This window comes from Paenibacillus sp. 1A_MP2 (assembly GCF_052244825.1).
GTDB lineage: Bacteria > Bacillota > Bacilli > Paenibacillales > Paenibacillaceae > Paenibacillus > Paenibacillus vandeheii.
Genome location: NZ_JBQQCS010000001.1, coordinates 929,502 through 956,033, shown reverse-complemented (window position 1 = coordinate 956,033; position 26,532 = coordinate 929,502). Strand labels below are relative to the sequence as shown.

Genomic DNA, 26,532 nt, shown 5'->3' with positions numbered 1-26,532 from the left:
TTAAGTTTGGGTTTATACACCTAACCTGTAGCATTGACCTTAAATCTTATACTCTACCTTTGTATTCTATCGCTATGCTTTATCTTATGCTTTTGGCAGTTGGAACGAGCTCTTCAGGGATACGACCCGGTTAAATACGGGACGGCCTGGCTCGGAATGTTTTGGATCCACGCTGAAGTAACCATGACGGAAGAACTGGAATTTATCCTGTGCTTTCGCCTCCTTCATCTCTTGCTCCACAAACCCTTGAACTACTTCAAGAGAGTTTGGATTCAATTGATCCAGGAACGTTTTCTCCGGTTGTTCTTCCAAAACTTCATTATCAGCCCCTGCTATTTCCACTTCCACTTCTGCTTCCGGTGCTTCTGCCAAGATTAACGGCTCATACAGACGGAACTCCGCAGGTACCGCTTGGGTCGCTTCTACCCAGTGGATCGTTCCTTTGACTTTACGGCCTGTGAAGCCACTGCCGCTCTTCGTCTCCACATCGTAAGTACAATGGATTTCGATCACATTGCCTTCCGCATCCTTGATCACATCGTTACATTTGATGAAGTACGCATGCTTCAGACGAACCTCGTTGCCCGGGAACAAACGGAAATATTTGTTCGGTGGATTTTCCATGAAATCATCTCGCTCAATGTAAATCTCGCGCGAGAATGGAATCTGACGATTACCCATCTCCGGATTCTCCACATTGTTCTCTGCTTCGAGCCATTCTACTTGCCCTTCAGGGTAATTCGTAATGACCACTTTGAGCGGATGCAGGACAGCCATCGTACGCGGAGCTTTCAGTTTCAGATCTTCACGGACAAAGTGCTCCAGCGTTTGCAGATCGATGACGCCATAGTTTTTGGAAATTCCCGTTTCGTATACGAAATCACGAATGGCTTCCGGTGTATATCCCCGGCGGCGCAGACCCGAAATCGTTGGCATGCGCGGATCATCCCATCCATCCACATGGCCTTCGTCCACAAGCAGTTTCAGCTTCCGTTTGCTTGTCACCATTTGCGACAGGTTCAGGCGGCCAAACTCATATTGATGCGGTTGATTCTCCATCTCACATTCGGCAATAACCCAATCATAGAATGGACGTTGGTCCTCAAACTCCAGGGAACAGAGGGAATGCGTTACCCCTTCAATGGCGTCCTCGAGCGGATGTGCGAATGCATACATCGGATAGATGCACCATTTGTCCCCTGTATTGTGATGATGTGCATGCGAAATTCGGTAAATGACCGGATCACGCAGGTTGATGTTCGGTGAAGCCATATCAATCTTGGCACGCAGCACTTTCTCACCGTTCTGGAACTCGCCTGCACGCATGCGGGTGAACAGGTCCAGATTCTCTTCTACCGTGCGGTCACGGTATGGGCTATTTTTGCCCGGCTCGGTTAGCGTTCCACGCATGGCACGGATTTCGTCGGCGCTTTGATCGTCGATGTAGGCTTTGCCTTTTTGAATCAGCAAGACCGCGCGGTTGTACATTTCATCAAAATAATCGGAAGCAAACCGTTTCTCGCTCCACTCGTAGCCGAGCCATTTTACGTCTTCCTGAATGGATTGTACGTATTCCACATCTTCCTTGACCGGATTCGTGTCATCGAAGCGCAGATTCGTCTTGCCGCCAAATTCGCCACCCAGTGCAAAGTTAATCCAGATCGCTTTGGCATGGCCGATATGCAGATAACCGTTCGGTTCCGGAGGAAAACGGGTAATGACTTCCTGGACTTTCCCTGACCGGAGATCTTCGGTAATAATATTTTTGATAAAGTTAGGTGGGGTTGTACGATTGTCCACAGGTATCAAACCTTTCATGAATTGATTGGAACTTTCAGCATTTACAATGCGTTTCATCTAAATATACCTTTAACGAGGGACGAGTTCAATAAATAACGGCACCAAAGTCATGACAGGCTGACACAAGATAGGCCCAAAACCATTTTGACGGGTTCGCGCGAATCATGTAGCATGATAGAAAAACAGAATTTAAGGGAGGGTTTCCCATTGAACGCGCTAAAACTGACCAAAGAACAACAGGATGAAGCCATACGTACCATCCAGTCGTATTTCGAAGAGGAACGCGGCGAAGAACTGGGCGATCTGGCAGCTTGGGGTGTGCTGGATCTTTTCATGACCCAGTTGGCTCCCTTCATATATAATCAGGCACTGGGTGACGCCCGTACTACGGTGAACCAACGCATGGCCTCGATGGAAGAAGACCTGTTTTCACTAGAGCGCAAGCTACCGAAGACTTCCCGATAAACCATTATTTCAAAGAAAGAAGGTTGCACTCATGTTTACCTATTCATTGGATGAATATACCGAACTCCGCCCACTTGCGATGGAGCACACCAAACCGTTGTTCGAACTCACAGACCGCTCGCGGGATCAGCTGAGACATTGGTTACCGTGGGTGGACCACGTTACCGAGATTGAGCATACTTCGAATTTTATCAGCAATGCATTGAAACAGGGAGCTGACAACGGTGGTTTCACCGCAGGTGTCTGGCTGAAGGGCGACCTTGCAGGCATCATCGGTTTCCATGAAATTAATTGGACCAACCGTTCGGTAAGCATCGGATACTGGCTTGGCAAAGGCTTTGAAGGTCAAGGCTTGATGACCAGCGCATGCCGCGTTCTGGTGGATTACGCTCTGGTCACTCTGGATCTGAACCGTGTCGAGATTCGCTCTGCTACCAACAACAAGCGAAGCCGGGCCATCCCTGAACGACTTGGATTTGTCCTTGAAGGCGTTATACGTCAGGCCGAGAAGCTGCCTAAGGGCTATGTTAACCATGCAGTGTATGGCATGCTGCAGCATGAATGGGAACTTTTGCGCTAAATAGACTTACATAATCTAATACATCATTCGGAGAACATTAATATGCCTCTTGCCTGTGAGATTTTCAAACATGGGTGAGGGGCATTTCTGGTTAGAGGACCAATTTTTAACGCGAATTAAGGTTACGTTCAGCCTCTCTTCATGGTTATTGCCTAAGATAACGTTGTGGATTCACTCCACATCAACCTATTGAAGAAAGAAGGATGATCACGCATGAAGAGAACGAAAACATCAAGAACAGTGATGGTAACCAGCACGATGGCTTTGACAATAGCACTGGGCGGAGGGTTGTTTGCACATTCAGTGGCTAATGCAGATCCGGTGGCAAGTGCTTCCGGTCAAACGAAGACCGACAGTGCCTCCACATCGAATTCACATACATTTAAATCGGCAGATGGGAAGAGAGCTCATGGACAAGGATTTGGCCGCTATTCGGACGAAATGGCCTCCGTCCTTGGAATGACAGCCGACGAGCTAAAAGAAGCCCGTAAAGCAGGCAGCACCATTGCCGAGGTTGCAGCATCCAAAAATGTGGACGTACAGACCGTCATTGATACACTTGTTGCCGCACAAAAAACGGAACTGCAACAGCGTCTCACCGACGGAAAACTTACGCAAACCCAGCTCGATGAGCGTTTGGCTACGCTCACTCAGCGCGTAACGGACCTTGTTAATGGCAATTTGTCGGAAGTTGGTGCAGGCGGACGCGGCGGTTTCGGCGGACCGGGAGCAGAACGTTATACCGAAGAGCTGGCCTCTGTCCTTGGGATTACAACGGACGAGCTGAAGGAAGCTCGCGAAGCGGGCAGCACCATTGCCGAGATTGCAGCTGCCAAAAATGTGGACGTGCAGACCGTTATCGATAAACTTGTTGCAGCACAGAAAGCCAATCTGCAACAAAAGCTGACCGATGGAAAACTTACACAAGCTCAGTACGATGAACGCGCTGCCGACATCACTCAACGGGTTACCGACCTTATCAACGGCAAACTGTCCGAAGACCGGGAAGGTCATGGTCATGGGGCAAAACGTGACGGAGAATCCAAAACAACGATTGCTCCCGATTCCGGTAAAGCCGATACATCAGCCAGTAGCAGCAGCAAAGACCCGGCTTAACCATTCGGTCCGGACCTGATAAGTTAGGTATGCACAACCCCTCTGTGCACCTGGTTTAATGTGGTCGACGTGGTGAGGGAAGCCGTTCCCACACACAATGCTTACATCAAATAAAAGCCCCTCCTTCTACACAACACGTAGAGAATAAGGAGGGGCTTTACCTTGTTTTTAAATTTTTTACTTACGTATAACTTAAGATCTTCTGATCCATCTTTTCTTAGAGTGCACGTACCATACCACCATCCACCACAAGGGATGTACCTGTAATGTATGTATTCGCTCCTGATAAGAGGAACACAACCGCCTTGGCAAACTCCTCGGGTTGACCATAACGTCCTAATGGAATTTCTTTACGGAATTGTTCGGCAACCTCTTCCTCACTTATTCCGTTCTGTTCTGCACGCACAGCATCCAATTCATGTATCCGATCCGTTCCGATTCGACCCGGCGCAACCGTATTGATCAGAATGCCATATGGTGCGAGCTCCTGTGACAAGGTCTTGGCCAATCCGAACACCCCTGTACGGAACGTATTGGACAGAATCAGACCCGGAATGGGCTGCTTCACAGAGGTTGAGGCAATGTTCACGATATGTCCGCCATTCTCCTTCATGTAAGGAAGTGCACCGCGAATCAGTCTGACATAGCTAAGTACATTTAATTCAAATGCGCGTTCCCAGTCTTCATCGGTCAATGACTCAAATGTTCCAGAAGGCGGGCCGCCTGAATTGTTCACCAAAATATCAATCTGACCGAACAATTCACCTGTCTTGTGAATCAGGGCATCAATATCTTCCTTACTTGTCACATCCGTTGCACAATATTCGACACGTCCGCCACCACCAAGCGCCAGCAGCTCCTGCTTCACCCCTGCAAGCTTTTCTTCGCTCCGACTGGCGAGCATAACGTCAGCGCCTTCGGCCGCCAATTGAGCGGCTACAGCTTTGCCAAGTCCTCGACTGGATGCAAGCACCAGTGCCTTTTTACCCCGAAGTCCCATGTCCATTGTTGTTCCTCCTCCTACGCTGTTCTATCCTTTGGCCTGGATGAAATAACTCATAAGAATATCGTCCACATACTTGCCTGCGATATAAAATTCCGATATCAGTCTGCCCTCCGTCATGAATCCGCACTGTGTATAAAACGCAATGGCTCCTGGATTGCTGGATAACACCCGCAACCTAAGCTTGGTGATCCCTTGTTCAAGGGCATATTGCTTCATGGCATCCATCAGGGCCGTAGCAATACCACAGCGACGATCATGGGGATGAACGGCGATATTAATCTCGTATACATGACGGTTAACAGGCATGCCTGTCGCCGGATGAAAGCCCACATAACCACATACCCGCTCTCCCTGAACGGCAATCAACTGACTGCCTGGAGGGCAATGCTGCAGGTATTGTTGTCTTGATCGCCAGTTGAGCGGCTCAGGAGAGGTATATTTATCCCATACCAGAGCATCCAGCTCCATCAGCTGCGCCGCATCCTTAAGCTCAGATAGCCGAATCATATACGTATGGCTGGTAAGCATAAAAGTTCAACCTTTCGTACATTAGTGATTAACACTGCGAGAAGCAGCGTTCAAAAATAGGGCTTGTTCGGTTCTTATTGAACATTTTGCAGGGTATATCGATGCTAATGCTCCATTGCTATATATTGTAGCATAGCCTCAGGCTTGACTAAAATTTCAATTCGTTGAATGAAATTTTCACTTAACCTTTCCGTAACGTCATCGTTTATACTAATTCGATAATATACTTGATTCGAGGTGTACGTGATGAACATTAAGGAAGCCGCTGACAGACTTGGCATATCGGCGAGAGCCATTCGCTTTTATGAGGAAAAAGGACTGATTCAGCCCGCCAAACAGACGAATAACGGGTATCGCACATATACCGAGAATGATATCTGGCGGCTGCAAACCATTGCAGCCCTGCGTGAAATCGGGATGTCGCTTCAGGATATCACCCAAGCGCTCGGAGAGATTGACCAGGGCAATCAGCAGCGGCTGGAAGAATATCTGGAGCTGCAGCAGGCGGTCATGTATGCCCAGTGGGTCGAGCTAAAACGCATGCTCGATACGACCCAGCGCATGATTGACCTGAACCGTCAGGATGGGCCGCTGGACGTCACCCATCTGCATGATCTTGCAGACAGTGCACGCCGCCTCAGAGAAGCCCGGCAGAACTGGCATGACCGCTGGAATTATGATAGGCAAGCAGCCATCCATGATCAGCGGGTACAGGCGTCGAATGACCGTATGCCAGAACCTAATGATGATGAAGTTCGCAGCCAGAAGAATAGCTGGACAGCACACAAGCCAAACAGTGCTACAACGTATCCAGACGATGCAGAATCAAGATTGGAAGAATTGGGAGTAGGAGTAGGAGTAGGAGTAGGAGTAGGAGTAGGAGTAGGAGTAGGAGTAGGTGCAGGAGCGTTCAATATATATGACAACTATGACGAAGCACTGGAGCAGACAGCAAGCTGGATATTTCCTGTACCCGGCGAGAAAGGTCTCGATATTGGGACTGGCACGGGCAATCTGGCAGGCAAATTGTTAGAACGAGGCGCAACGATGACCGCCATTGATCAATCCCGGGAGATGCTGCGTACATGCCGCACCAAGCATCCAGAGATGCATGTGAAGCTTGGCAACTTTCTGGCTTTGCCTTTTGCCGATCAGTCTTTCGATTTTGTCGTATCCAGTTTCGCCTTCCATCATCTGAGCCCAGATCAGCAGCAGTTGGCATTACAGGAGATACAGCGAGTGTTAACCAGACGAGGACGGATTTGCCTGACAGACCTGATGTTTGCGAATACAGCTCACCGCCAGACGTATATCGAACAGGCTGAGGTAGCAGGTCATGAGGAGCCACTGCAAACGATAAAAGAACGTCATTTCCCGCTGCTGGACGAGCTGTGCGGCTCGCTGGAGGACGCAGGCTATGTGACGAAGCATGTACGCCATAATACGCTGCTGCACACGTTGCTGGCCGTTCCTTTGCGTTAGAATGATCATCGTATCGTAACGGGTTCCCCGGACCTGCCACTGAATCCTTCTCAAATAAAAAAAGGTCACCCTGCCTGTTAAGGAGGATGACCTTCCACTCTAGTGAAGCTTCGAGCTTGTATTGAATTTACACATAAATTTCAACAATCGTGCGCTCCGAAGCATTACGCGCTTGTTTGAACTCATCCAGCGAGATGCGAGCCCCACCCTGACGGTAACGGTTCGCTGTTTGCTCGGTGCGGATATCCTTGCCGTTTACTGTTACACGGTTAACCGAACCTTCGTTCAGATGGTAGACAAACGTTACCGGCTCTCCTGCATATTCGAATTCGAATTGCATACCGTCCAGTTCAGCTGGCAATACCGGGTCAATAACCAGATCTCCGCCTTCCTGACGAATGCCGAGTGCGTTCGAGATCAGTTGGTTCATGTAGATTCCAGGACCGCTGGAGTAGATTCTCCATCCCCCTTCACCTGTACCGTTCCTTTGCGAAGCTGGTCAAAATGCTCCTGCGCCTCGTACCGCGTGTTGAACTTGCCGTCGGAACTGCTGAAATACGCGTTCGCCTGACGAATCTCCGCATTAGGTACAACTTCGCCGATGCCGACCGGGTTAATCATGGCAAGACCATTCCACACCTGATCCGTCTTACCGAGCTTCGCCATCGCTTCCACGTAACGGATATGCGCATGCACATACTGCAAACCAATCTCACGTCCGAAGTTGGACGCTTGCTCTGCCCGTTTGAAGTGACTGCTCACTCCACCTGCATATTGAGCCGGGCGATTCATCAAGCGTACACCATCCGGGCACAGGAACTGCTCACGAATCAACGCATAATGTGATTCAGCTTGCTCTGCATTCAGCAATTCACCGATCATGCTGCGTGTCATCGGCAGAAGGCGGTATTGAATGCCTGTCTCCGTATCTGTTGGGTGAAGCATGAGCTTCGCCTGATCGGCTTCTTCCATGTATACGAAGCCTGGAATCACATCCGTACCCAGCATGTACCGATTAAAGTCTTCACGGATGCCTTGAGCCAGAACGTCCAGCTCCTGTGCAAATGCAGCATCCTTATGCTGCAGTGCCTGTGCAAGCACATTGACAGACTGATAGGTCAATGCAACAGTCCAGCTGCTCACCATGTATTGTTTGAGCTGTGCATTGGCTGGCTGGAGTGTATCATCCCAGTCTCCATCCCCGTAGGAAGACAGGAATGTATCGTGCAAGAAATGTGAGCGGATGTATTCAATCTCTTTTTCGCGTGATCCAATACAGTTGCCGTTTCTTCCGTGAATCCAAAGCTGTGCTTAACGGTATACGGCACTTTCTCATCCAGAATCGCATAGTCACGAGTCGCTGTAAGGTAGTCCGCGAGCACTTTCAGCGGCCATACGATGATGTCGCCATGGCTCTCTTCCTGCTGAATTGCAAAGTACTTGTCAAACATGAACCATTGCGGCCAGTTGCCATCATCTTCATATTGGTGGGTATACACCATTTTGATGATATCGCGAACCTGCTCATATTTTTGCGTGGCCATGAAGTATTCAACCGGACCTTGGCATACATCACGTGTGCCCCATGCTGCGCCGCCGTACTGCTCCAATCCGTGAGGCACGGAGTAGTGAACCAGCATATTGTGTGTGTACCACCAAGCCAGCGCGTTCACTTTGAACAGATCCTCTGCACTTTGGCCTTCACCACGAGACAAACGGAAACCATTCATTACGCCTGCGAAGAATTCGCGGTACGCCTGAACTTCCTCTTCAAAAGTAAGGCTGGATCCTGCTACGACAGAACCGTCTGCTTCGTTAGCTTGACCTTCCAACACGCCTTGTACTTTCAGCGTCCATTCTGCACTCTCTTCCAGACTAAGTGTAACCAGCGATGCTGATCCACTGCGGATGCCACTCGCCAGCAACGTTTCGTCCCCAACATTTACGGCTGCTCCATCCACCGACATGCGGTATTGCAGGTCAGGATACGTTCCAGCACTAATCGCTTGTGGATCAGCCTTGAAGATCAGTGTGCTGCCATCCTGCGTCATATGCAGCGGATACTCGTATTCATTTACATTCATCGTGATTTGGTTGGTTACCAGGTAGCGATAAGCTTTGCCACTTGTCGAGCGTACGTTCATGCTCACTTCAGTGGTGTGTGCCCCGGTGTAGTTCGTCACGATAATGGTATCGGATTCGGTTTTGTAGATCCAACGCACGTAGTTGAAGCCAATCTCAAACAGGGAAGGCATGGTCAGCAGACGATACTGTCCGTCCATTTCCACATAAATGCGTTGTCCAGCCGTCTTCGGAACGTTCAATGCGTTACGGGCATTACTGATCATTTTATTAAAATTGGTGTTACCAATAACGAGTTGTGAGTTGAAAATACCGTACATATACGACGTCGTCGTAATAACCTGCGCACCAAGCTGTACGTTGCCACCACTCATCAGGATATGGCCGTGCGGACGCTCTACGAGCAATTCTTTCGCTTTCAGGACGATATGTTCATAGCTGCCTGTAAAGAAGGACAACAGCGAGTCACCGCTATGCTCTTCCTGATGACGATCAGGGAACAGCTCATTAATCTCATCTTGTGTCAAATCAAGCGCAGCAAGCGGTTCACCCAAGAAGGATGACAGTTTCACCTGTTCCAACGTCTCGCCTTGCTGAACAGTCAATGCTTGTACTTCGTTCCATGCGGCTGTCACTTCATCCCCGAATTCCAGTGCGGAGATTCCGGCAGGATGATCTGCTTTGGCCAGTCCGTAGAAGACCACTTGGGCTTCCCCGTCCAAGTTAACGCGCTCCGATTGCAACGCGGTGTAGGCAAATTCATATTGGTACGTCTCATTTGCCAGTGTATTACGGCTCAGGCTCTCAGGCTGATTGGTCTCCTTGTAGGAAAGACCGAAGAATTGGAATCCGTCTGTGGAGTAGCCGATTGCTTTAGTCAGCGAACCTTGCTGCATGTATGGGAAAGCGCCGCCCTGAGGCTGGTTTTGACGGGAACATACCACATATCCCTTCGCTTCATCCTCGAACACCGTATGGTCAATATACTGCGACAGATAGGCCTCATTGCTGCGTACTGCACCTGGATCAGCAAGCCCTACATCCTGTCCATATACCACGTCAACGTTATGTTGTTGTCCTGTGAGCTTCACATCCCAGAACCAGACGCCTTGCGTTGTAGCTGTAAACACGACCTGATAGCCAATGCCTTGTTCTTTGCCTTCAAGCTGCACTGTACCTTCCCAGATCAGTTGATTGCCGGATTGCGCCTGGCTTGTGATCACTTTGCTGTTCGAACGCACACCCAGCAGTGGGAACGAGCTGATCTTCTCCCCCTCGTGTACACGCAGGTACAGATTATTCAAAGATCCATCGATCTGGTTGCTGAGCAGCTGATTCAACATAGTTGTACCGGACTTGGCCTGATACAGATCCCCACTGTTCAAAAAGGTAAAGGATAAATCCCCGGCAGTCAGCCGAATTGGTTCATTAATCATCGTTGTCATACTCTTCACTCCTTCAATTAGTATAAAATCGAAACGTTTCGATAAATCTGAAAAAGAATAGGGGGCCTCTGCGAAGTGACCTTTGACTGGCCCCTTCGGACGATGATCCCCCTCATTCAACTCTCAACAGAAAAGATTCAAACTACTACAAAGCAGCCTTTTAGCAGATCCAGCCTCGGACAGTTCACTTCCTATGCTGGCTGGTTTCCCGACTGCACCTCTACCGATCGTACAGACTCTCGCTCCACCAGATCAATGGTTAACGTATACGATGGATTCACAGCTTCGCCATTCAGCATCTGGAAGAGCAAATGTCCTGCCAATGAACCCGCCTCATGCTTGGGCTGTCGCACCGTTGTAAGCGGAGGGAGAACATATTCGGACAGTTGAATATCATCAAATCCAATTACCGAAATATCATTCGGTACCGATATGCCGCTCTCTTCAAATGCTTTCAGTCCACCAATCGCCATCTCGTCATTCCCGTAAAATACGGCAGTCGGAAGCTCGCCCTGCATAACCATCATCTTGGTTGCACTATATCCGCCCTCACGTACAAAGTTGCCGCTTAGACGCCATTTGGACTTTTCTTCAAGACCCGCTTCCTGCATTGCTCGCAAATACCCTTGATAACGCAGTGCATTATCATAAGAATTAGATGGCCCGCTAATATAGGCGATGGTCTTATGGCCCTTCTGAATAAGGTGACGTGTAGCCAAGTAACCGCCCTGCTCCCCATCTACCAAAACGTTGACCAGATGGTTACTCGTCAGCTGCCGATCCATCACAATGATAGGGAAACGATCTCCCGCAGATTCCACCAGGATATCATCATGGATGTTATGAGCCAGAATAATAGCGCCATCCACTCTTTTTCTCGCAAGAAACGAACCGCTGTGGAGTCGCGTCCTCCCATAGAGCTGCAAGCAATCAGATCATATCCGTTAGCCAGCGCTACATCCTGAACGCTGCGAATCAATTCGGAGTAATACGGACCCGACAGATCTGTAAGAATCAACGCAATCGTATTCGTCCGGCTCCGCTTCAGGTCCATGGCAAAGCCGTTTTTGCGATAATTCAGTTCTCGTGCTGCATCCAGCACCTTGGCCTTGGTCTTGGCACTGACCTTGCTATCTCCGTTCAGCGCATAAGAGGCGGTTGAGAGCGCCACACCTGCCAGCTTTGCCACATCCTTAATCGTTGCCATTCCACGTTCGCTCCTTCCAACTTCTTGTTACCTATCATTTTATACTGTAAATGGTTGCAACAACCACTCATTCCTATTCATTATCCATTAGGAGTTACATCTATTTCCTGTTTATCGAAACGTTTCGAAGTGTTTTCAAAAAAAATCTCTCTTCGCGTCTTTTAAGCATCCCCGCTGTAAAATGTACCCTTTAATCGTAGATATATCTTAGTCGATTGTTAGCATTTCAATAATGGACTAAAGGGAGAAATTCATTATAAATCATAATGAATATGCCTGTAAACCATAAATTGAAACGTTTCGACATTTTTATTATAGTCGGTGTTGATAGCGATTTCAACCTCTTTATCTATTTTTCACAGAAATATGTGAAGGGAAGGATTTGGGGGTCCCCAATTACACCTTTGTGGTATTATACTGCATATTAGTCCAATCCTCTATAAGGAGTTCGTTATGTTATGAGCAACCTGGATCTAAGCTTTCATAAATTATCCCTGAACACCCCTGGCCGCTTGCAGCAAATTACAACTGTCCCTCCAGCACTGTTCAGGCTATGTCATCTGGTGCAGCTCCATGATCGAGAAGCCTTCTCCGGTATCGATGAACTGTGGAGCAGCAAGCATGTTCTTTATGTCATCACCTCCGGTCAGGCAAGATTGATCAGTTCGAATGGTCAATTGATGGTAAATACCGGCTCCGCTGTCGTACGCCAAGCTGGAACCCAGCTTCAGCATGAAAGCAAGCGTGGTTCTCTGTCCCCGGTTCAGGGTATTGCAGTGGCCTTTGATTTTGCAGATAGCGAACAAAAGCACTGGCCGTTCGGACATCCTGTTCCCATTACGAGCCGCCTTATTGCCGAGCTGATCTCCGAGTTGGTTCTGTCCAGCTCGAAACGTAATGAATCCGGACCATTCAAACCTCATATGCTGTTCTATCAGTTACTGGATACGTTACGTGATCACGCTGAACGTTTGGCTCATGAAGATCATTCCTGGCTGGACATCGTCATCGCGCACATCCATGTAAAGGTTAATCACTCCTTTACACGGGAGCAATTAGCGAGAGAGGTTAATGTGAGTCCAGAGCATTTTTCACGAGAATTCAAGAAGTACACCGGACTTACGTTTGTGGAGTATGTTACCCGGCTAAGAATCCGAATCGCTCAGGAACAGCTGCTTTTTGCTAATCCGACATTACAGGAACTTGCGCAGTTGACGGGATACAGAGACACCTTTTATCTAAGTCGAAAATTTAAACAAACGGTAGGTTGCGCACCGACCCTCTATCGGAAAACACCAAAAAAAATCGTAAGTCTTACTTACAACTATACTGCGTCCTTACTCGCACTGGGCCATATCCCTCATATGGGTGCCGTCGCGGAATGGATGGAAGCGAAAATAGTTGAATACGGGTCAGAACCATTCATACAGTATTCTGAGCATGAACTTATTAATCATACGGATCTAATCGCAGACACTCATCCCGATGTGATTCTTGGTTATGCACCACATTCCGGCATGAATGAATTACGTCAGATCGCACCTACCATTCTCATGCCCTTTGAAGAACTCGACTGGCAGGAGCAATTCATTCATTTGGGACGTATCACGGGCCTGGAAGCCAGAGCTCGTACGCTGTTAGAACGCTATGATACACTTCAGCAAGAGGCCAATCGTACACTGGATCAGATGATGGGCGTACGTGGATCAGCAGTATGTATATTCATGATTGGTGAGAGCGGAGCGTACATCTATGGCCACGGGTGGGGCCGAGCTTCTCATATTTTGTATCATTCGCTGGGCTTCGCCCCTCCTGCACGGATGGAGAAGGATGGTCAGCTGCTCACAGGTTACATCCATGTTCCGTTAACAGAGATTCATTTGTATGCGGCAGATCATATTTTTATTGATTATGCCAGGGAATCGTCGGAGCAGAATGCTGTGGACAACCTGTTCGCTCAGGAGTCCTGGAACACCTTGAGTGCCGTTCGTGAAGGGCGACTGTACGAGATTGATGCGGATATGTTTTATGGATTCGACCCGATCTCGGTTATAGAGCAATTACAGCACATCATGCACAAACTCACATCACATTTGTCCATGCATTAGTCATCATAGATGTCCATGTACAAATGTTACGTCATCCTCTATGTTATTAATGAGAATAATAATCATTATTGATTATACATAGGGGAACAAGGATATGTTTGCTGCAAAAATACGATTTTCCGGCTTGCTGCTTATGCTCGCCATCATCATGGTCCTGGCTGCCTGTAACAGTGGTACGGGTTCGGGCACAACGGAACCAACAGCGGCGGGCTCAGAATCGACCACAGGTTCGAATGAAACAAACACCAGTTCTTCGGATACGACAAGGATTTATAAGTCATTAAGTGGAGATGTGGAAATTCCGGCTGAACCGAAACGGATTGTTACGGACATGTACGTAAGTGACCTGCTAGCACTGGGTGTGAAACCCGTTGGTGCTGTTCAATATTATCTGGAAAATCCATTCTACGCAGATCAGGTGGAGGGCATAGAGAACATTGGTGATCGGGGTGCTGTATCCCTGGAGAAGGTCGTTGCGTTGGACCCGGATCTGATCATTACCTACTCTGATAAAGCCGAAGAAATTGAGAGTTATCAAAAAATCGCTCCGACCGTGGTCATTCCCTACGGTACATTTACCAATGTAGAGGATGAAATTCGGGGCTTCGGAGAACTCATGAACAAATCGGAAGAAGCCGAAGCCTGGCTAAAAACATATGACGAACGTATTGAAGCCGCTCGCGCCAAAGTAAAAGAAGTCATTAAACCTGAGGAGACCTTCTCGATCCTCGAAGTATCTGACAAAAGCTACTATGGTTACGGAGACAACTTTGGTCGTGGTGGACAGGCCGTATATCGTGCTTTGCAACTTGCACCACTCGAAATCACCAAGAAAGAGCTGATGGGCGATACCCAATGGAAAGAGATTTCCCGGGAAGTCGTTGGTGATTATGCCGGAGACCATATCTTCTTAACTGTAGGGGAGAACAATAAAAATTACCAAGGTGACTCCATCTGGCAGTCGCTCCCGGCTGTGAAAAACAATCAAGTGTATGAGCTGGAAGAAGATCGCTACTGGTACTTCGACCCGATTGCAATACAGGCTCAGGCTGAAGAATTTGCCGATATGATTGTAGAACGTGCACAGCAAAATCGTAAATAACATATGAAGGGTGTAAGTGTCTGGTCAGGCCATGGAGTCTGTCCGGGCATTTGCGTTATATGGAGGAGGACTTACATATGCTTCGCCGTTTCATGGCCTATTATCGTCCTTATCGGGGACTCTTTATATTGGACTTCTCCTGTGCCATTCTGGCTGCACTGCTGGAGCTAGCGTTTCCCTTAGCTGTAAACAAAGTAGTCGATCAGCTGCTTCCCGCAGGCAACTGGTCCATGATATTAGCAGCCTGTGCCGGATTGCTGGGCATCTATCTGCTTAGTTCCTTTTCCATTATGCAGTTACCTACTGGGGGCATAAGCTTGGCATTAACATCGAGTCTGATATGCGGCGGGAACTGTTCCAGCGTGTGCAGAAGCAATCATTTCGCTTTTTTGATAACAATAAGACCGGGCACCTCGTCTCTCGCATGACCAACGATCTGATGGATATTGGTGAGATTGCACATCATGGCCCCGAGGATCTGTTCATTGCCCTGATGACGTTGGCTGGGGCCTTCGGCATTATGCTTAGCATCAACTGGCAACTGGCTGTCATGACCTTCATCATCGTGCCGCTGATGATCTTCCTGTCCCTCTATTTCAGCCGCAAAATGTCCAAAGCGTTCAAACGCATGTTTGCGGATATTGCAGACTACAACGCACGCGTAGAGAACAATGTGAGCGGGATTCGTGTAGTTCAGGCTTTTGCCAATGAAAAGCATGAAGTGAAACGTTTTATCGAAAATAATGAACGCTTTCGCCTTACCAAACTGATCACCTACCGAATTATGGCGTGGAATTCCTCGCTCAGCTTCATTCTGATGAAATTCGTATCACTGTTTGTACTGGTGTGCGGTACGTGGTTTGTCATTCAGGACAGGATGACCTACGGACAATTCATCGCCTTTGTCATGTTATCCAATGTGTTTCTTGGACCGATTCAACAGATCAATTCCGTCATCGAGACCTATCCCAAAGGCATTGCCGGTTTCAGACGTTACCTGGAACTGCTGGAGGCCGAGCCCGATGTAGATGATATGCCTCAAGCCAAACCGATTTCACATGTGAAAGGCGACATCGCCTTCCATAACGTCACATTTGCTTACGGCGAACACAAACCTACGTTGGATCAGGTCAATCTGGAGATTCAGGCAGGACAAACTGTTGCGCTGGTTGGACCTTCGGGTGCAGGCAAATCTACGCTATGCAGTCTCATTCCACGCTTTTACGATGTGGATGCGGGGCATATCTCTATTGATGGGATTCCGGTAAAAGATATGACGCTGGAGTCACTGCGCTCCCATATCGGGATTGTGCAGCAGGATATTTTCCTGTTTGACGGATCGATCCGCGAGAATATTGCCTACGGCAAACTGGATGCGCCTGATGAGGAAATCTGGCAAGCCATCCGCCGCGCCCAACTGGAAGAGCTCGTCCAATCCCAACCGGAAAGACTCGATACCCTGATCGGTGAACGAGGTGTCAAATTGTCCGGCGGACAGAAGCAGCGTCTATCCATTGCTCGCATGATTCTGAAAAATCCGCCGATCCTCATTCTGGATGAAGCGACCTCCGCACTTGATACTGAAACGGAAGCCGCCATTCAGCTGGCTTTATCCGAACTGGCACAGGGGCGTACAACGCTAATTATCGCCCATCGACTGGCAACGATCAGACACGCGGATCGCATTGTGGTTGTGGAGAACGGCGGTGTAGCCGAACAAGGCAGCCATGATGAACTTTTGGCACGCCAGGGCTCATATAGTCGATTGCATCAAGCCCAGTTTGGATAAGTTGTGGAAATAACGTCTCACGTCTCTTGCATTCGTTAAACCGCAGACCTGCGAATTGGCGCTAATAACACGCGCTCAATTCCTTAGACAGTACTAACGCTAAAAAGGGATGCCCCCGTCATGTTCATGACTATGGGACATCCCTTCCTTATTCAGATCCTATTCTGTGATGATCACATCAGGAATAAATTCTTATTTTTTTACCGCATGGATAAAATGGTTTGTTTCGAAGGCGGACAAGTCATCTGTACGATTGCTGAAATATCGATCCTGGATGTCCTCCGGCGATAGATGCTCATATATGAGTAGTCCTGCATCCGCCAACAACCGCTCCATCTCCTCATACGTGAAGCAGGATTGCATCGGCTCGCCCCCATTGCAGCCATCTTCACCATATTTTCAACCCGGTTAAACCTTCCTTTTTCCTCAAAGAGATGTTCATCTGCATAATCCAGCACAATGGAGCTCCCCGTTGGAAGATCCGAAAATACATGTCGGAGCAAGTTGGATAGATTTTCTTTGGTCAAATAATACGAAACACCCAGCAGAGTAACCAGCGTCTTCAGCTTCTCCAAACCTCCATTAGTCAAACTTTCATACGAAGGCTCACGGGTAAAATCCATTGGCACAAAATGAAGATTGCCTGGAATGATCAGCTTGGCCTGATGCAGCCGCTCCCTCTTGAATTGCTGAGTGGCTGGATAATCTACTTCAAATAGTTCCAGCGTGTCTTCCAGTTCCGGATGCCTCAAAGCAAATGTATCCATCCCTGCGCCAAGAATAACAATCTGCTTCAATCCCAACGTGACTTCATGCAGCAGTACATGCTCACAATAGGCAGCCCGAGCCAGTGTTATTGGAGATAATTGTACTTGGGTAATCCATTTTAGGATCTTATCCGGGTCGTCCTTGCACTGGTGAGCCATCTCCGGGTTGAAATAATGGATGCCTTGAATCATATTCGCGCGGATATCCGAAAACTCTTGCGGAGTGATAAGCTCTTTGGCTATATAATCATCGAAAATAAGAGGTGTATCGTATTGGCAGTGGTAGGCTCGGCCAAAAGCCGAAATCAGGGATGTAATACTGGACTCATTTTGCTTCATGTTTTATCCTCCCGTACAAACAAAAATAAGATTCCCCTGGCCAGGAGAACCTTAGTATATACGGAATACATTTATATGTAAATTATAGCATAAAAAGATTTTTTTGTCAATCAAAATTTACGGAATGATCAGACAGATTAAAGTGGCCTTGCGGCTTTTCCCTCCACTTCCACCTGTCTTCTCTCTTCCTTACACCACCTAGCCTAAGAGGCTAAGCGTCCAATCCATACTCCTTCACTTCACGATTGCGGTTCAGCACCGCATGCAGTACAAAACCAAGCACTGCAATACCCGCCGTGACAGTCGCCAGCCATGCTACAGGAATCAATCCTTGTTTGTCGTACATGACGCCCATGGCATACGGCCCGATAACCCGGCCGACCGCACCGATTCCACCGGATATCCCGATGTAGAAGGGTGCCGATCTTCCCGCATGCTCTGAGATAAATGCCGGCGTAGCAGGTGAGATCAGCATTTCCCCAAAGGTAGCCAGCACCATCGCAAGCACCATACCCGGATAGCTATACATGGTGATCATGACGATGTAAGCCATGCCATAGAACACTGCACTTGCCGTCATCTGAGCAGTCGATGTACGGGCCATCGTACGCTTGACCCAACTGGTGAAGGGTTGTCCCACGAAGATCAGAACTCCGTTCAGCGTCCAGAGCAGACCGTACATTCTTTTCTCCATACCCTCGGAAATAATATACGGAGACACACCAGTATTCCAGATGGAATTACCAAATAGCAGGAACAGCACGCCCAGGCTCATAAATAGATATAATCTGGTGTTGCCCAGCAGCGCCCAGACGCCCGGCCCATCGGGAACCGTTTTGCGCTTGGTCAGATGCACTTCGCCCTGATCCGGTTCTGCCCGCGACAGATAATACCAGAAGAAGATCGCGAACCCGGCCGAAGTCACCCCGTTCAGTACAAAGCTGAGATGGTAGGAAAAATCAGCCAGGAAACCACTGAGCGCCGTACCAATCGCCACACCGATATTGTTGGCGACATAGATCACATTAAACAATTCCCCGCGTCGCTCCGCAAACCGGAAGCCGATAAAGGCTTGAATCGCTGGCAGCGATAATGAACTAAATAGGCCGATCCAGCCCATCGCACATATAAATATAACCCAATACGCGCTGATCCACGGCAGAGCAAACAACCCCACAGCGTTTAACGCCAGTGATCCGATGATCAGCTTCTTGACCCCCACCCGGTGGTACAGTGCACCTCCGAGCAATTGACCGAAGATACCACCCAGCGACTGAATCAGAATGACAAACCCCGCGTTCGCCATCGTGCGCCCAAGCTCATCAAATACATACATTGTGGTCAGCGGCCACATCAAGGCACTGCCTGTCGCATTGACCAGACTAGCCAGCAAAAATATTTTCACTTCTTTTGGATACGTATCCAGCCATCTCATCATCTTGTTTATTCTCCTTAGTACCTTCAAGAAGCATATTGCCATAAAAAATAGACCCTCGCCAGACGGCATGATTAGCCAGAGCGAAGGCCATTTGAATTCTAAATTTTGAATCTTGCTCTACATTCTGCTTGTGATCTACTCATTGCTTTCGGTCTATTCATTGCTTACAATCTATCCATTGTTCATCTTACCTGAAAAGATCCGATCTGCAAGCACATTCATTGACGCTTCACTTCGACAGTGGCCGAGAAGAATGTAGCTCCGTTGCCCATGTCAGACAGTCGATTGGACGTGAGCGAGTTTGCCCGCTGTTTTTTGCCATTGCCATCCCACCATAAGCCTTGACTAATCACCGTTCCTGGCAGCATGGATTCACTCACCTTGGCGGTTAATTCGATTCGGCCGCGGTCATTCCATACGACCACCGTATCCCCGTCCTCCACCTGTCTGCGAGCGGCATCCTCCGGGTGCATTTGCAATAGCGGCATCTTCTCCAAGCGTTGATGTTTGGCCGAATTGGCAAAGGTCGAGTTCAGGAAATTATGATTCGGTGGCGACAGAAACATCAGCGGATAGACGTCCGCAGGTCCAGCCGGGTTCTCCCCGTCATACCCTTCAACCAGTGCACTGTACGTAGGTAGCGGAGGCAATCCTCGCTGAGCCATCGTTTCCGAATACAGCTCGATTTTCCCCGAAGGTGTAGGCAGCTGATCCAAATATGAATCATGTGGAGACATATCCAGCTTGACAAAATGATGCTGCTTCAGCCCTTCTAATGTTACTCCGTTCATGTAGGGATTGCCCGTACCCTGAAGTGCCTCCTCAATCATCTGTTCCGGTGTCTCACCGAAAATCTCCGGGTCATACCCCATCGCCCGCCCAAGCAAAGAGAACAGTTCCACATTGCTCTTGCTCTCACCCAAAGGCGCAATGACCGGCTCTTGCAAATGGACATACTGATGCCAGTAGGACGTATACAGATCTGTCGTTTCAAATGAAGACGTCGCAGGCAGTACAATATCCGCGTACTTCGCCGTATCCGTCAGGAACAGATCATGGACAACCGTGAACAGATCCTCCCGTGCAAAACCTCGCTCCACCCGCTCGGTATCCGGTGCCACCACCAAAGGATTGCTGCAATAAACCATCAACGCCCGAATCGGCTGCTCCGCTTCCAGCAGTGCTTCGCCAATCCGGTTCATGTTCACCACGCGCGGCTCCGGGTTCTGGCGCAGCTCTGGACGCTCCAACGCATCGCTATTGGTGCTCGCGTAGCTATTGGTACGAATCGCGCCACCGCCGCGCTTCAGCCACTGACCTGTAATCGCAGGCAGACAGGCTACGCTGCGCACGTTCATGCCACCGTTGTCGTGATGCTGCAGGCCATTGCCGATATGAATATGGGCGGCCTGTGCGTTGCCATACAGCTCAGCCAGCTTCACGATGTCCGCTTCCGGTACGCCTGTAATACGTGCAACACGCTCAGGGGTGTAGCTGCCGACATGATCACGCAGTGCCTCATGGCCGACGGTATACTTTTGCATAAAGTCCTCATCTGTCAGTCCCTGCTCGAACAGTACATGCATTAATCCGAGTGCCAGTGCACTGTCTGTACCCGGGTAGAGTGGAATGAACCAGTCTCCCCATTGGGCGGTCCGATTGCGATGAACGTCGATGACGACGATTTGGGCTCCCTTCTTGCGGGCTTTCTCGGCCAGAACGACCTGATGCATATTGGTGCTGACGATGTTGCCTCCCCACACCAGAATGACATCTGCATGCTCCGTATCTTCGGGAAGTGTGCCCCGGTTCGCACCCATCGTATATTTCCACCCAGTATTTCCGGCCGCGTTACATATCGTCTGTTCCAGCTTGCTCGCGCCTAACGCATTGAAAAACCGACGATCCATGCCATCCACACCCAGAATGCCCATGTTTCCATAGAAGCTGTATGGCAGGATGCTCTCCGGTCCGTAGGTATCTGACAGTGAACTGAATTTCGCCGTAATCTCGCGGATGGCTTCATCCCAGCTGATTCGCTCAAACTGGCCTTCCCCTTGGCTCCGATGCGTCGCATCGGATATTGCAGCCGCTCCGGGTGATACACCCGCTCCGTCATATTTCGGACCTTGTTACAGATGGCGCCTTTGGTAATCGGATGGTCCGGATTGCCTGCTACCTTCACGATTTTGCCGTTCTCCTTATGAAGCAGCAGGCCGCAAGTATCCGGACAATCGAGCGGGCAAACCGCCGGGAATACGCCATTCTCCTGATCGATCATATACAAGTCCCTCCCCCTTCAAAGCTATCTTCATATCATATCTTCTTCATGGTAATCGCGTAAAGAGAACAGTCTTTTTTCACCGCCACAGCTGCTCGAAATTATTTTAAAAAAATCTTATTTCCCCTTGATTCAATCTCGAAATTCAGGGGTAAATTAAAAATAAGGCATTAGGCTAGTGTTTCCCCACTTCCTCCTCATGCCATATCATGGACCACTCCCGAAATTCGCCATGAACAGGTTTCGTTCCCCCGAACCTTGTCATGGCGAATTTATTTTGTGTGGATATTTTTACATCAAAAAAACGACTCCTTTCCCGCTCATCACAGCCGACAGCCATGACTTGAACGAGATCAGAATCGCCTCTCCTGTTTACTTTGCACTTGTCTTTGTACTTGTCTTTTCACTCGTTTTCGCAATTGTACCACGGTTACAACGCTACTCGATTACTCAGAAAAATGCCGCTACGCCTGCTTGCTCCACATCGTTCTGGCTTCCGTCTCTACAGGCTGGGCCACCGCCATTGCCACCTCAGGCTGTACTTCCGGCTCATGTTTGCGTAGATACACCATCCAGTAAGCAGCCGCCACAAACAGCGCCCCTCCCGTCAGATTACCAAGCCATACCGGAATGAAATTCATGACGTATTGCCCCCACGAATAATGCCCTTCGAAGATCGCCGCAGGAATCAGGAACATGTTGGCGACAACGTGCTGAAATCCAATAGCCACAAAAGCCATCGTTGGGAACCAAATGCCCAGTACTTTTCCGCTCATCGTATCCGATGCATAGGATAACCACACCGCAAGAGCTACCAGCCAGTTACACCCGATCCCCGATATAAAAGCCTGAAGGAAGCTGTCGTCCAGCTTGTGTCCAGCCATATCGACTACTTTGGTCAAGTAGGCACCTTCTGCTGTAAGACCGAGCACATGCCCAAACGCATAGGCTACAAAGATCGCCCCAAGGAAATTACCTATCGTTACTAAGGTGAGATTCTTCAACATGCTGCCTGCGGACAGTTTGCGCGCAATCGTCGCGAGTGGAACAGCCATCATATTGCCTGTCAGCAATTCCCCGCCGCCAATCAGCACCAATATTAAACCTACCGGGAACACTGCTGCACCGATCAAATTAACCAAGCTGCCCCACTCGGCCGGAGCAGAGGCAATGACCCGAATATCCAGCAGAAATCCGAGCGCAATAAAAGCGCCTGCCAGAAAACTGAGTATCAATACGGAGGACACCGGATTTTGAGCTTTCTTCATCCCCGTATGCGCCGTATATTGTGCAACCTCAAGAGGTGTTTTTGCTGCCATAACGATCCTCTCCTTCACAGTTCATGAACATCATAAATCAAATTCTATTGTTGATATGTTCATTGTATCGCGAAGGTTTCGAGAGGTTTGTTACTTTTATCACAAAGTCTGAAAACTACATTTTTTAATGCTTCCGTTCTATCTTGTTCGGTCGATCTCAGAAAAAATAAAAAGAAAAGAACTGCCGCAGGATGCGGCAACTCTCCTATATCTCAGCAGTATCCGTTATACCATTGCTGGTGTTTTTACATCTACTGGAGGCAACGCCTGAAGACCAGCCGAGTTCAGGAAGTTCCACGGTTTGTTGTAATGCGGCTGGAAGAAGAAGTCGATGAAGGCCAACTCATCTACCGTCATGTTGTTCTGAATGCAGACAGAGATCGTATTGATCGACTGTGTCAGATCAGCCTGTGACATAATCTGTGCACCAACAATGCGGCGGGTAGCCTGTTCATAGATCACTTTGAGCAGCAGCTTCTCTGCTGTTGGCATAAACTCTGGACGGTAAGCATCTTCAAGCGTTACCGCTTCAACGACCAGACCTTCGTCAGCAGCAGACGTTTCCGTCATACCTGTGCCTGCAATATTTTGCTCATATATTTTGATACCTGATGTGCCTTGTGTACCCATGTACGGGGTCGTTGGACGAACCAGGTTTCGGGCTACAAGTGTACCCATCCGCACCGCGTTGGTTGCCAGTGGGATGTAAGCTGCTTTGCCCGTTGGGTTGTAATGAACTGCACAGCTGTCTCCAGCGGCAAAGACGTCTTTCTGGCTGGTTTGCATATATTTATCCACGATGATTGCGCCGTTCGGCAGCATATCCACTTGGCCTTTGAGCAGTTCGGTATTTGGACGGAAACCAATGCACAGAATAACGAGGTCTGTTTCAAATTCTCCCTTGGATGTAATGACCTTGTTCACTTTGCCATTCTCTCCGGTGAATTTCTGCACCGTTTGGCCCAAAGCCAGCTTAATACCGCGTCCAGTCAATGTTTCTTCAATGGCATCCGTGAACTCGGGGTCCAAATATTTGTTCAGAATCCGGTCCACGCTATCGATCAGCGTAACTTCCTTGCCGTTCATTTGGAAAGCCTCCACCAGCTCGATGCCGATGTATCCTGCGCCCACCACGGTAATGCGTTTGGCGTCCTTCGCTTTTTCGATGATGGTATTCGAATGGTTGTAGTTTTTGCAAAGTAAAATGTTATCCATATCGATGCCTTCCAGCTTCGGTACAACAGGCCATGAACCTGTGGTTACGATCAGCTTGTCGAACGTATCTTCGAATTCTTCCCCGGTTGTCAGGTTTTTAGCCTGAAGTTTATGACCTGCAGCATCTACTGCCGTCACTTCATGAAGCATTTTGGTAACGACACCAAGTTCGGCCAGTTGGTTAGGCGAAGAATAGAACAGTCCGTCCGGATCTTTCACCACACCACCTACATACAGCGCAATACCACATGATAAGAAGGAGATATTGTCATTGCGCTCATACACGGTAATGGTAGCATCCGGGTACAATTTGGCGGTGTTAACGATGGCTGCTGTTCCTGCATGTGTACATCCGATAACTGCGATTTTCATGATAAGGTTCCCCCTTGGAATTATATAAATATGAAATTGAATATGAACGTCATTGTAGTTGTGAAATATTTCACTATTAAGTGAACACCTTGTATGTGATTTATTTCACTTTATACACTTATTATAATGTGATCTATTTCACATTACAAGGGGTTAATCAAAATAAATTTGTAGAATGGTTTTTTTGACGTTTCAGCCGGCCGTTGATAATTCATCTTCAATTAACTTCAGTTTCCCCTTTTTGAAACTTGTTTATGCTACAAAAAAAGCCTGTCCTCCAATTCTGGAGGCAGGCTTCTTCGTTATATTTTATACGCCAAGCAGCTTTTCAATCTCTGCAGTCATAGATTCCGGGGATTCTTTCGGTTCAACACGCCCCACAACCTCACCTTCACGATTCACGAGAAACTTGGTGAAATTCCATTGGATGCTGTTGTCTTCACCAACACCAGGTTGCTGCTCACGCAGATACTTGAACAATGGATGAGCATCCTCTCCATTTACGTCGACCTTGGCAAATACCGGGAAATTAACGCCATAGTTGATTTGGCAGAATGATTCTGCTTCTTCACTTGACCCTGGCTCCTGGCCGCCAAACTGGTTACAAGGGAACCCAAGCACAACCAAACCTTGATCACGATAGCGATCATAGAGCTTCTGCAATTCACCGTATTGTGGAGTCAGTCCACACTTGCTGGCTGTATTGGCGATGACCAACACTTTACCTTGATACAGATCGAGTGGAACTTCCTGATTTGCGGTCGTTACCGCCTGATACGAATATACGGACATGACTGATTCCTCCCATGAGTATGATGTAGGTTGGGCTGCTGTATGTACTGTACCGAATAATAATACGGCACACAACCTGTCTCCATATTATAGACCCGAGACGAACAATTACCAAATCTGCGATTAAACCCGACCCCAGTTCATACGTGAAGCATACTCCCTTCACCAATATGGACAAGGGCTTTTTGAGTCGAATTTTGCAGCCAAAATAATCATACCGCTCATGCGGCTCCACCTTGGTCAATCTCCCCTAGAATGCGAATAAGCCGCGTGCATAATGCACAGCGGCTTCATTCTATCGTTGAGGACCCCTATGGCCCGTTTCATTAAATTCCTGTCGCGTGACGAACACGTTGCTCTGTCCGTCCTCCAGCATGAACCATTGCACTGTTCATGACCACTTGTTCTGGAGGTGCGGATTGCTGGCGTTCACCCGCAAGGGCGTATGGCAAGCAGAGCGGTACACCTGAACGTGGATCAATCACGATATCCGCTTCAATGTTGAATACTTCGCGAAGTACATCGGAGTTCATAACCTCTACAGGTGAGCCTGTAGCGATGGCTTTACCTTTTTTAATACCAATCATGTGATGCGCATAACGGGAAGCATGGTTCAAGTCATGCACCACCATAACAATCGTACGATTTGCTGTAGCATTCAGCTGCTCAAGCAATTGCAGTACTTCAAGCTGGTGAGCCATATCCAGGAACGTTGTCGGCTCGTCCAGAAACAGAATATCTGTCTCCTGTGCCAGAGCCATGGCGATCCAGGCACGTTGACGCTGTCCACCGGACAGTTGATCGATTGGACGATCATGGAACTCCGTCATGCCTGTCACTTCGATGGCCCATTCAATCATGCGTTTGTCCTCAGTACGCATCGACCCAAAACCTTTTTGATAAGGGAAACGTCCGTAGGACACCAGTTCGGTTACCGTAAGTCCTTCGGGCGCTGTTGGATTCTGTGGCAAAATCGCAAGCTGCTTGGCTACTTCACGCGTGGACTGCTTATGGATGGACTTCCCGTCGAGCAATACGCTACCTGCTTTTGGATTCATGATCCGTGCCATCGTTTTCAGGATGGTGGACTTCCCTGAACCGTTGGCTCCAACAAGTGCTGTAATTTTCCCTTGGGGAATTTGAATATTCAGATTATCAACAATCAGTCTTTCCTCATAAGCGATATCCAACTTGGACGTCTCCAGACGAAACATGCGATCATCCCTCTCTCATTTATCCCGGTTATGTATTCCGGCTATGACAACGAAAACGAAATTATAGTTCAGCGTATTTCCGGCG

General features: G+C 48.6%; 14 protein-coding genes and 5 pseudogenes. 7 read left to right on the top strand and 12 right to left on the bottom strand.

Features of this window, described 5'->3' with window-relative positions; genetic code table 11:
* Positions 1-84: 84 nt before the first annotated feature.
* Positions 85-1,818: a glutamine--tRNA ligase/YqeY domain fusion protein gene (locus tag ACTWJ7_RS04710; protein WP_143805571.1), complete on the bottom strand. Its 1,734-nt coding sequence runs from the start codon at positions 1,816-1,818 to the stop codon at positions 85-87.
* 189 nt (positions 1,819-2,007) lie between these two features.
* Here ACTWJ7_RS04710 and ACTWJ7_RS04705 point away from each other — a divergent pair, with 189 nt between their 5' ends.
* The 3 genes from ACTWJ7_RS04705 (at position 2,008) to ACTWJ7_RS04695 (ending at position 3,961) form a co-directional block, all read left to right on the top strand.
* Entirely contained in the window at positions 2,008-2,265 is a 258-nt protein-coding gene (locus ACTWJ7_RS04705) for a DUF2164 domain-containing protein (protein ID WP_143805566.1), read from the top strand.
* A gap of 31 nt (positions 2,266-2,296) precedes the next feature.
* A complete protein-coding gene (locus ACTWJ7_RS04700; protein ID WP_024632770.1) occupies positions 2,297-2,845 on the top strand; it encodes a GNAT family N-acetyltransferase in 549 nt (182 codons plus the stop codon).
* Positions 2,846-3,058: 213 nt separating this feature from the next.
* Entirely contained in the window at positions 3,059-3,961 is a 903-nt protein-coding gene (locus tag ACTWJ7_RS04695; RefSeq protein ID WP_079350287.1) for a hypothetical protein, read from the top strand.
* 217 nt (positions 3,962-4,178) lie between these two features.
* Here the strand turns inward: ACTWJ7_RS04695 and ACTWJ7_RS04690 are convergent, their stop codons facing one another.
* Both ACTWJ7_RS04690 and ACTWJ7_RS04685 read right to left on the bottom strand, forming a co-directional pair.
* Positions 4,179-4,967 (bottom strand): SDR family oxidoreductase, encoded by a 789-nt coding sequence (locus tag ACTWJ7_RS04690; RefSeq protein ID WP_079350286.1) that lies wholly within the window; start codon positions 4,965-4,967, stop codon positions 4,179-4,181.
* Positions 4,968-4,991: 24 nt separating this feature from the next.
* The gene (locus tag ACTWJ7_RS04685; RefSeq protein WP_079350285.1) at positions 4,992-5,495 is read right to left on the bottom strand and encodes a GNAT family N-acetyltransferase; all 504 of its coding nucleotides are present in this window, start codon (positions 5,493-5,495) and stop codon (positions 4,992-4,994) included.
* A gap of 246 nt (positions 5,496-5,741) precedes the next feature.
* On the opposite strand from ACTWJ7_RS04685, the gene ACTWJ7_RS04680 reads away from it, so the two are divergent.
* Entirely contained in the window at positions 5,742-6,977 is a 1,236-nt protein-coding gene (locus tag ACTWJ7_RS04680; protein WP_443145164.1) for a methyltransferase domain-containing protein, read from the top strand.
* A gap of 127 nt (positions 6,978-7,104) precedes the next feature.
* Here the strand turns inward: ACTWJ7_RS04680 and ACTWJ7_RS04675 are convergent.
* Positions 7,105-10,504 (bottom strand): annotated as a pseudogene (locus tag ACTWJ7_RS04675) (GH36-type glycosyl hydrolase domain-containing protein).
* Positions 10,505-10,695: 191 nt separating this feature from the next.
* A pseudogene (locus tag ACTWJ7_RS04670) lies at positions 10,696-11,711 on the bottom strand (LacI family DNA-binding transcriptional regulator).
* 458 nt (positions 11,712-12,169) lie between these two features.
* Between ACTWJ7_RS04670 and ACTWJ7_RS04665 the strand changes: the two are divergent.
* The 3 genes and pseudogenes from ACTWJ7_RS04665 to ACTWJ7_RS04655 all read left to right on the top strand — a co-directional run bounded on the left by ACTWJ7_RS04665 (position 12,170) and on the right by ACTWJ7_RS04655 (position 16,710).
* Positions 12,170-13,819: an ABC transporter substrate-binding protein gene (locus ACTWJ7_RS04665; protein ID WP_301880259.1), complete on the top strand. Its 1,650-nt coding sequence runs from the start codon at positions 12,170-12,172 to the stop codon at positions 13,817-13,819.
* A 94-nt stretch (positions 13,820-13,913) separates the two neighbouring features.
* Positions 13,914-14,921, top strand: coding sequence for an iron-hydroxamate ABC transporter substrate-binding protein (locus tag ACTWJ7_RS04660; RefSeq protein WP_301880260.1), 1,008 nt, complete (start codon positions 13,914-13,916; stop codon positions 14,919-14,921).
* A 77-nt stretch (positions 14,922-14,998) separates the two neighbouring features.
* Positions 14,999-16,710: pseudogene (locus ACTWJ7_RS04655) on the top strand (ABC transporter ATP-binding protein).
* 192 nt (positions 16,711-16,902) lie between these two features.
* On the opposite strand, the pseudogene ACTWJ7_RS04650 reads toward ACTWJ7_RS04655, so the two are convergent.
* The 7 genes and pseudogenes from ACTWJ7_RS04650 to ACTWJ7_RS04620 all read right to left on the bottom strand — a co-directional run bounded on the left by ACTWJ7_RS04650 (position 16,903) and on the right by ACTWJ7_RS04620 (position 26,447).
* Positions 16,903-17,816, bottom strand: a pseudogene (locus tag ACTWJ7_RS04650) (class I SAM-dependent methyltransferase).
* 211 nt (positions 17,817-18,027) lie between these two features.
* Positions 18,028-19,251, bottom strand: coding sequence for an MFS transporter (locus ACTWJ7_RS04645; RefSeq protein ID WP_024632782.1), 1,224 nt, complete (start codon positions 19,249-19,251; stop codon positions 18,028-18,030).
* A 221-nt stretch (positions 19,252-19,472) separates the two neighbouring features.
* Positions 19,473-21,535, bottom strand: a pseudogene (locus ACTWJ7_RS04640) (molybdopterin-containing oxidoreductase family protein).
* Positions 21,536-21,999: 464 nt separating this feature from the next.
* The gene (locus ACTWJ7_RS04635; RefSeq protein ID WP_024632784.1) at positions 22,000-22,854 is read right to left on the bottom strand and encodes a formate/nitrite transporter family protein; all 855 of its coding nucleotides are present in this window, start codon (positions 22,852-22,854) and stop codon (positions 22,000-22,002) included.
* 225 nt (positions 22,855-23,079) lie between these two features.
* A complete protein-coding gene (locus ACTWJ7_RS04630; protein ID WP_079350277.1) occupies positions 23,080-24,441 on the bottom strand; it encodes an FAD-dependent oxidoreductase in 1,362 nt (453 codons plus the stop codon).
* A gap of 309 nt (positions 24,442-24,750) precedes the next feature.
* Entirely contained in the window at positions 24,751-25,233 is a 483-nt protein-coding gene (locus ACTWJ7_RS04625) for a glutathione peroxidase (RefSeq protein ID WP_024632786.1), read from the bottom strand.
* 326 nt (positions 25,234-25,559) lie between these two features.
* Positions 25,560-26,447: an ABC transporter ATP-binding protein gene (locus ACTWJ7_RS04620; protein ID WP_079347755.1), complete on the bottom strand. Its 888-nt coding sequence runs from the start codon at positions 26,445-26,447 to the stop codon at positions 25,560-25,562.
* Positions 26,448-26,532 lie beyond the last annotated feature (85 nt).

Coding starts and splice junctions, on each gene's coding strand:
- ACTWJ7_RS04710 (WP_143805571.1), bottom strand. CDS start 1,818: ATGAAAGGTTTGATACCTGTGGACAATCGTACAACCCCACCTAACTTT.
- ACTWJ7_RS04700 (WP_024632770.1), top strand. CDS start 2,297: ATGTTTACCTATTCATTGGATGAATATACCGAACTCCGCCCACTTGCG.
- ACTWJ7_RS04695 (WP_079350287.1), top strand. CDS start 3,059: ATGAAGAGAACGAAAACATCAAGAACAGTGATGGTAACCAGCACGATG.
- ACTWJ7_RS04690 (WP_079350286.1), bottom strand. CDS start 4,967: ATGGACATGGGACTTCGGGGTAAAAAGGCACTGGTGCTTGCATCCAGT.
- ACTWJ7_RS04685 (WP_079350285.1), bottom strand. CDS start 5,495: ATGCTTACCAGCCATACGTATATGATTCGGCTATCTGAGCTTAAGGAT.
- ACTWJ7_RS04680 (WP_443145164.1), top strand. CDS start 5,742: ATGAACATTAAGGAAGCCGCTGACAGACTTGGCATATCGGCGAGAGCC.
- ACTWJ7_RS04665 (WP_301880259.1), top strand. CDS start 12,170: ATGAGCAACCTGGATCTAAGCTTTCATAAATTATCCCTGAACACCCCT.
- ACTWJ7_RS04660 (WP_301880260.1), top strand. CDS start 13,914: ATGTTTGCTGCAAAAATACGATTTTCCGGCTTGCTGCTTATGCTCGCC.
- ACTWJ7_RS04645 (WP_024632782.1), bottom strand. CDS start 19,251: ATGAGATGGCTGGATACGTATCCAAAAGAAGTGAAAATATTTTTGCTG.
- ACTWJ7_RS04635 (WP_024632784.1), bottom strand. CDS start 22,854: ATGGCAGCAAAAACACCTCTTGAGGTTGCACAATATACGGCGCATACG.
- ACTWJ7_RS04630 (WP_079350277.1), bottom strand. CDS start 24,441: ATGAAAATCGCAGTTATCGGATGTACACATGCAGGAACAGCAGCCATC.
- ACTWJ7_RS04625 (WP_024632786.1), bottom strand. CDS start 25,233: ATGTCCGTATATTCGTATCAGGCGGTAACGACCGCAAATCAGGAAGTT.
- ACTWJ7_RS04620 (WP_079347755.1), bottom strand. CDS start 26,447: ATGTTTCGTCTGGAGACGTCCAAGTTGGATATCGCTTATGAGGAAAGA.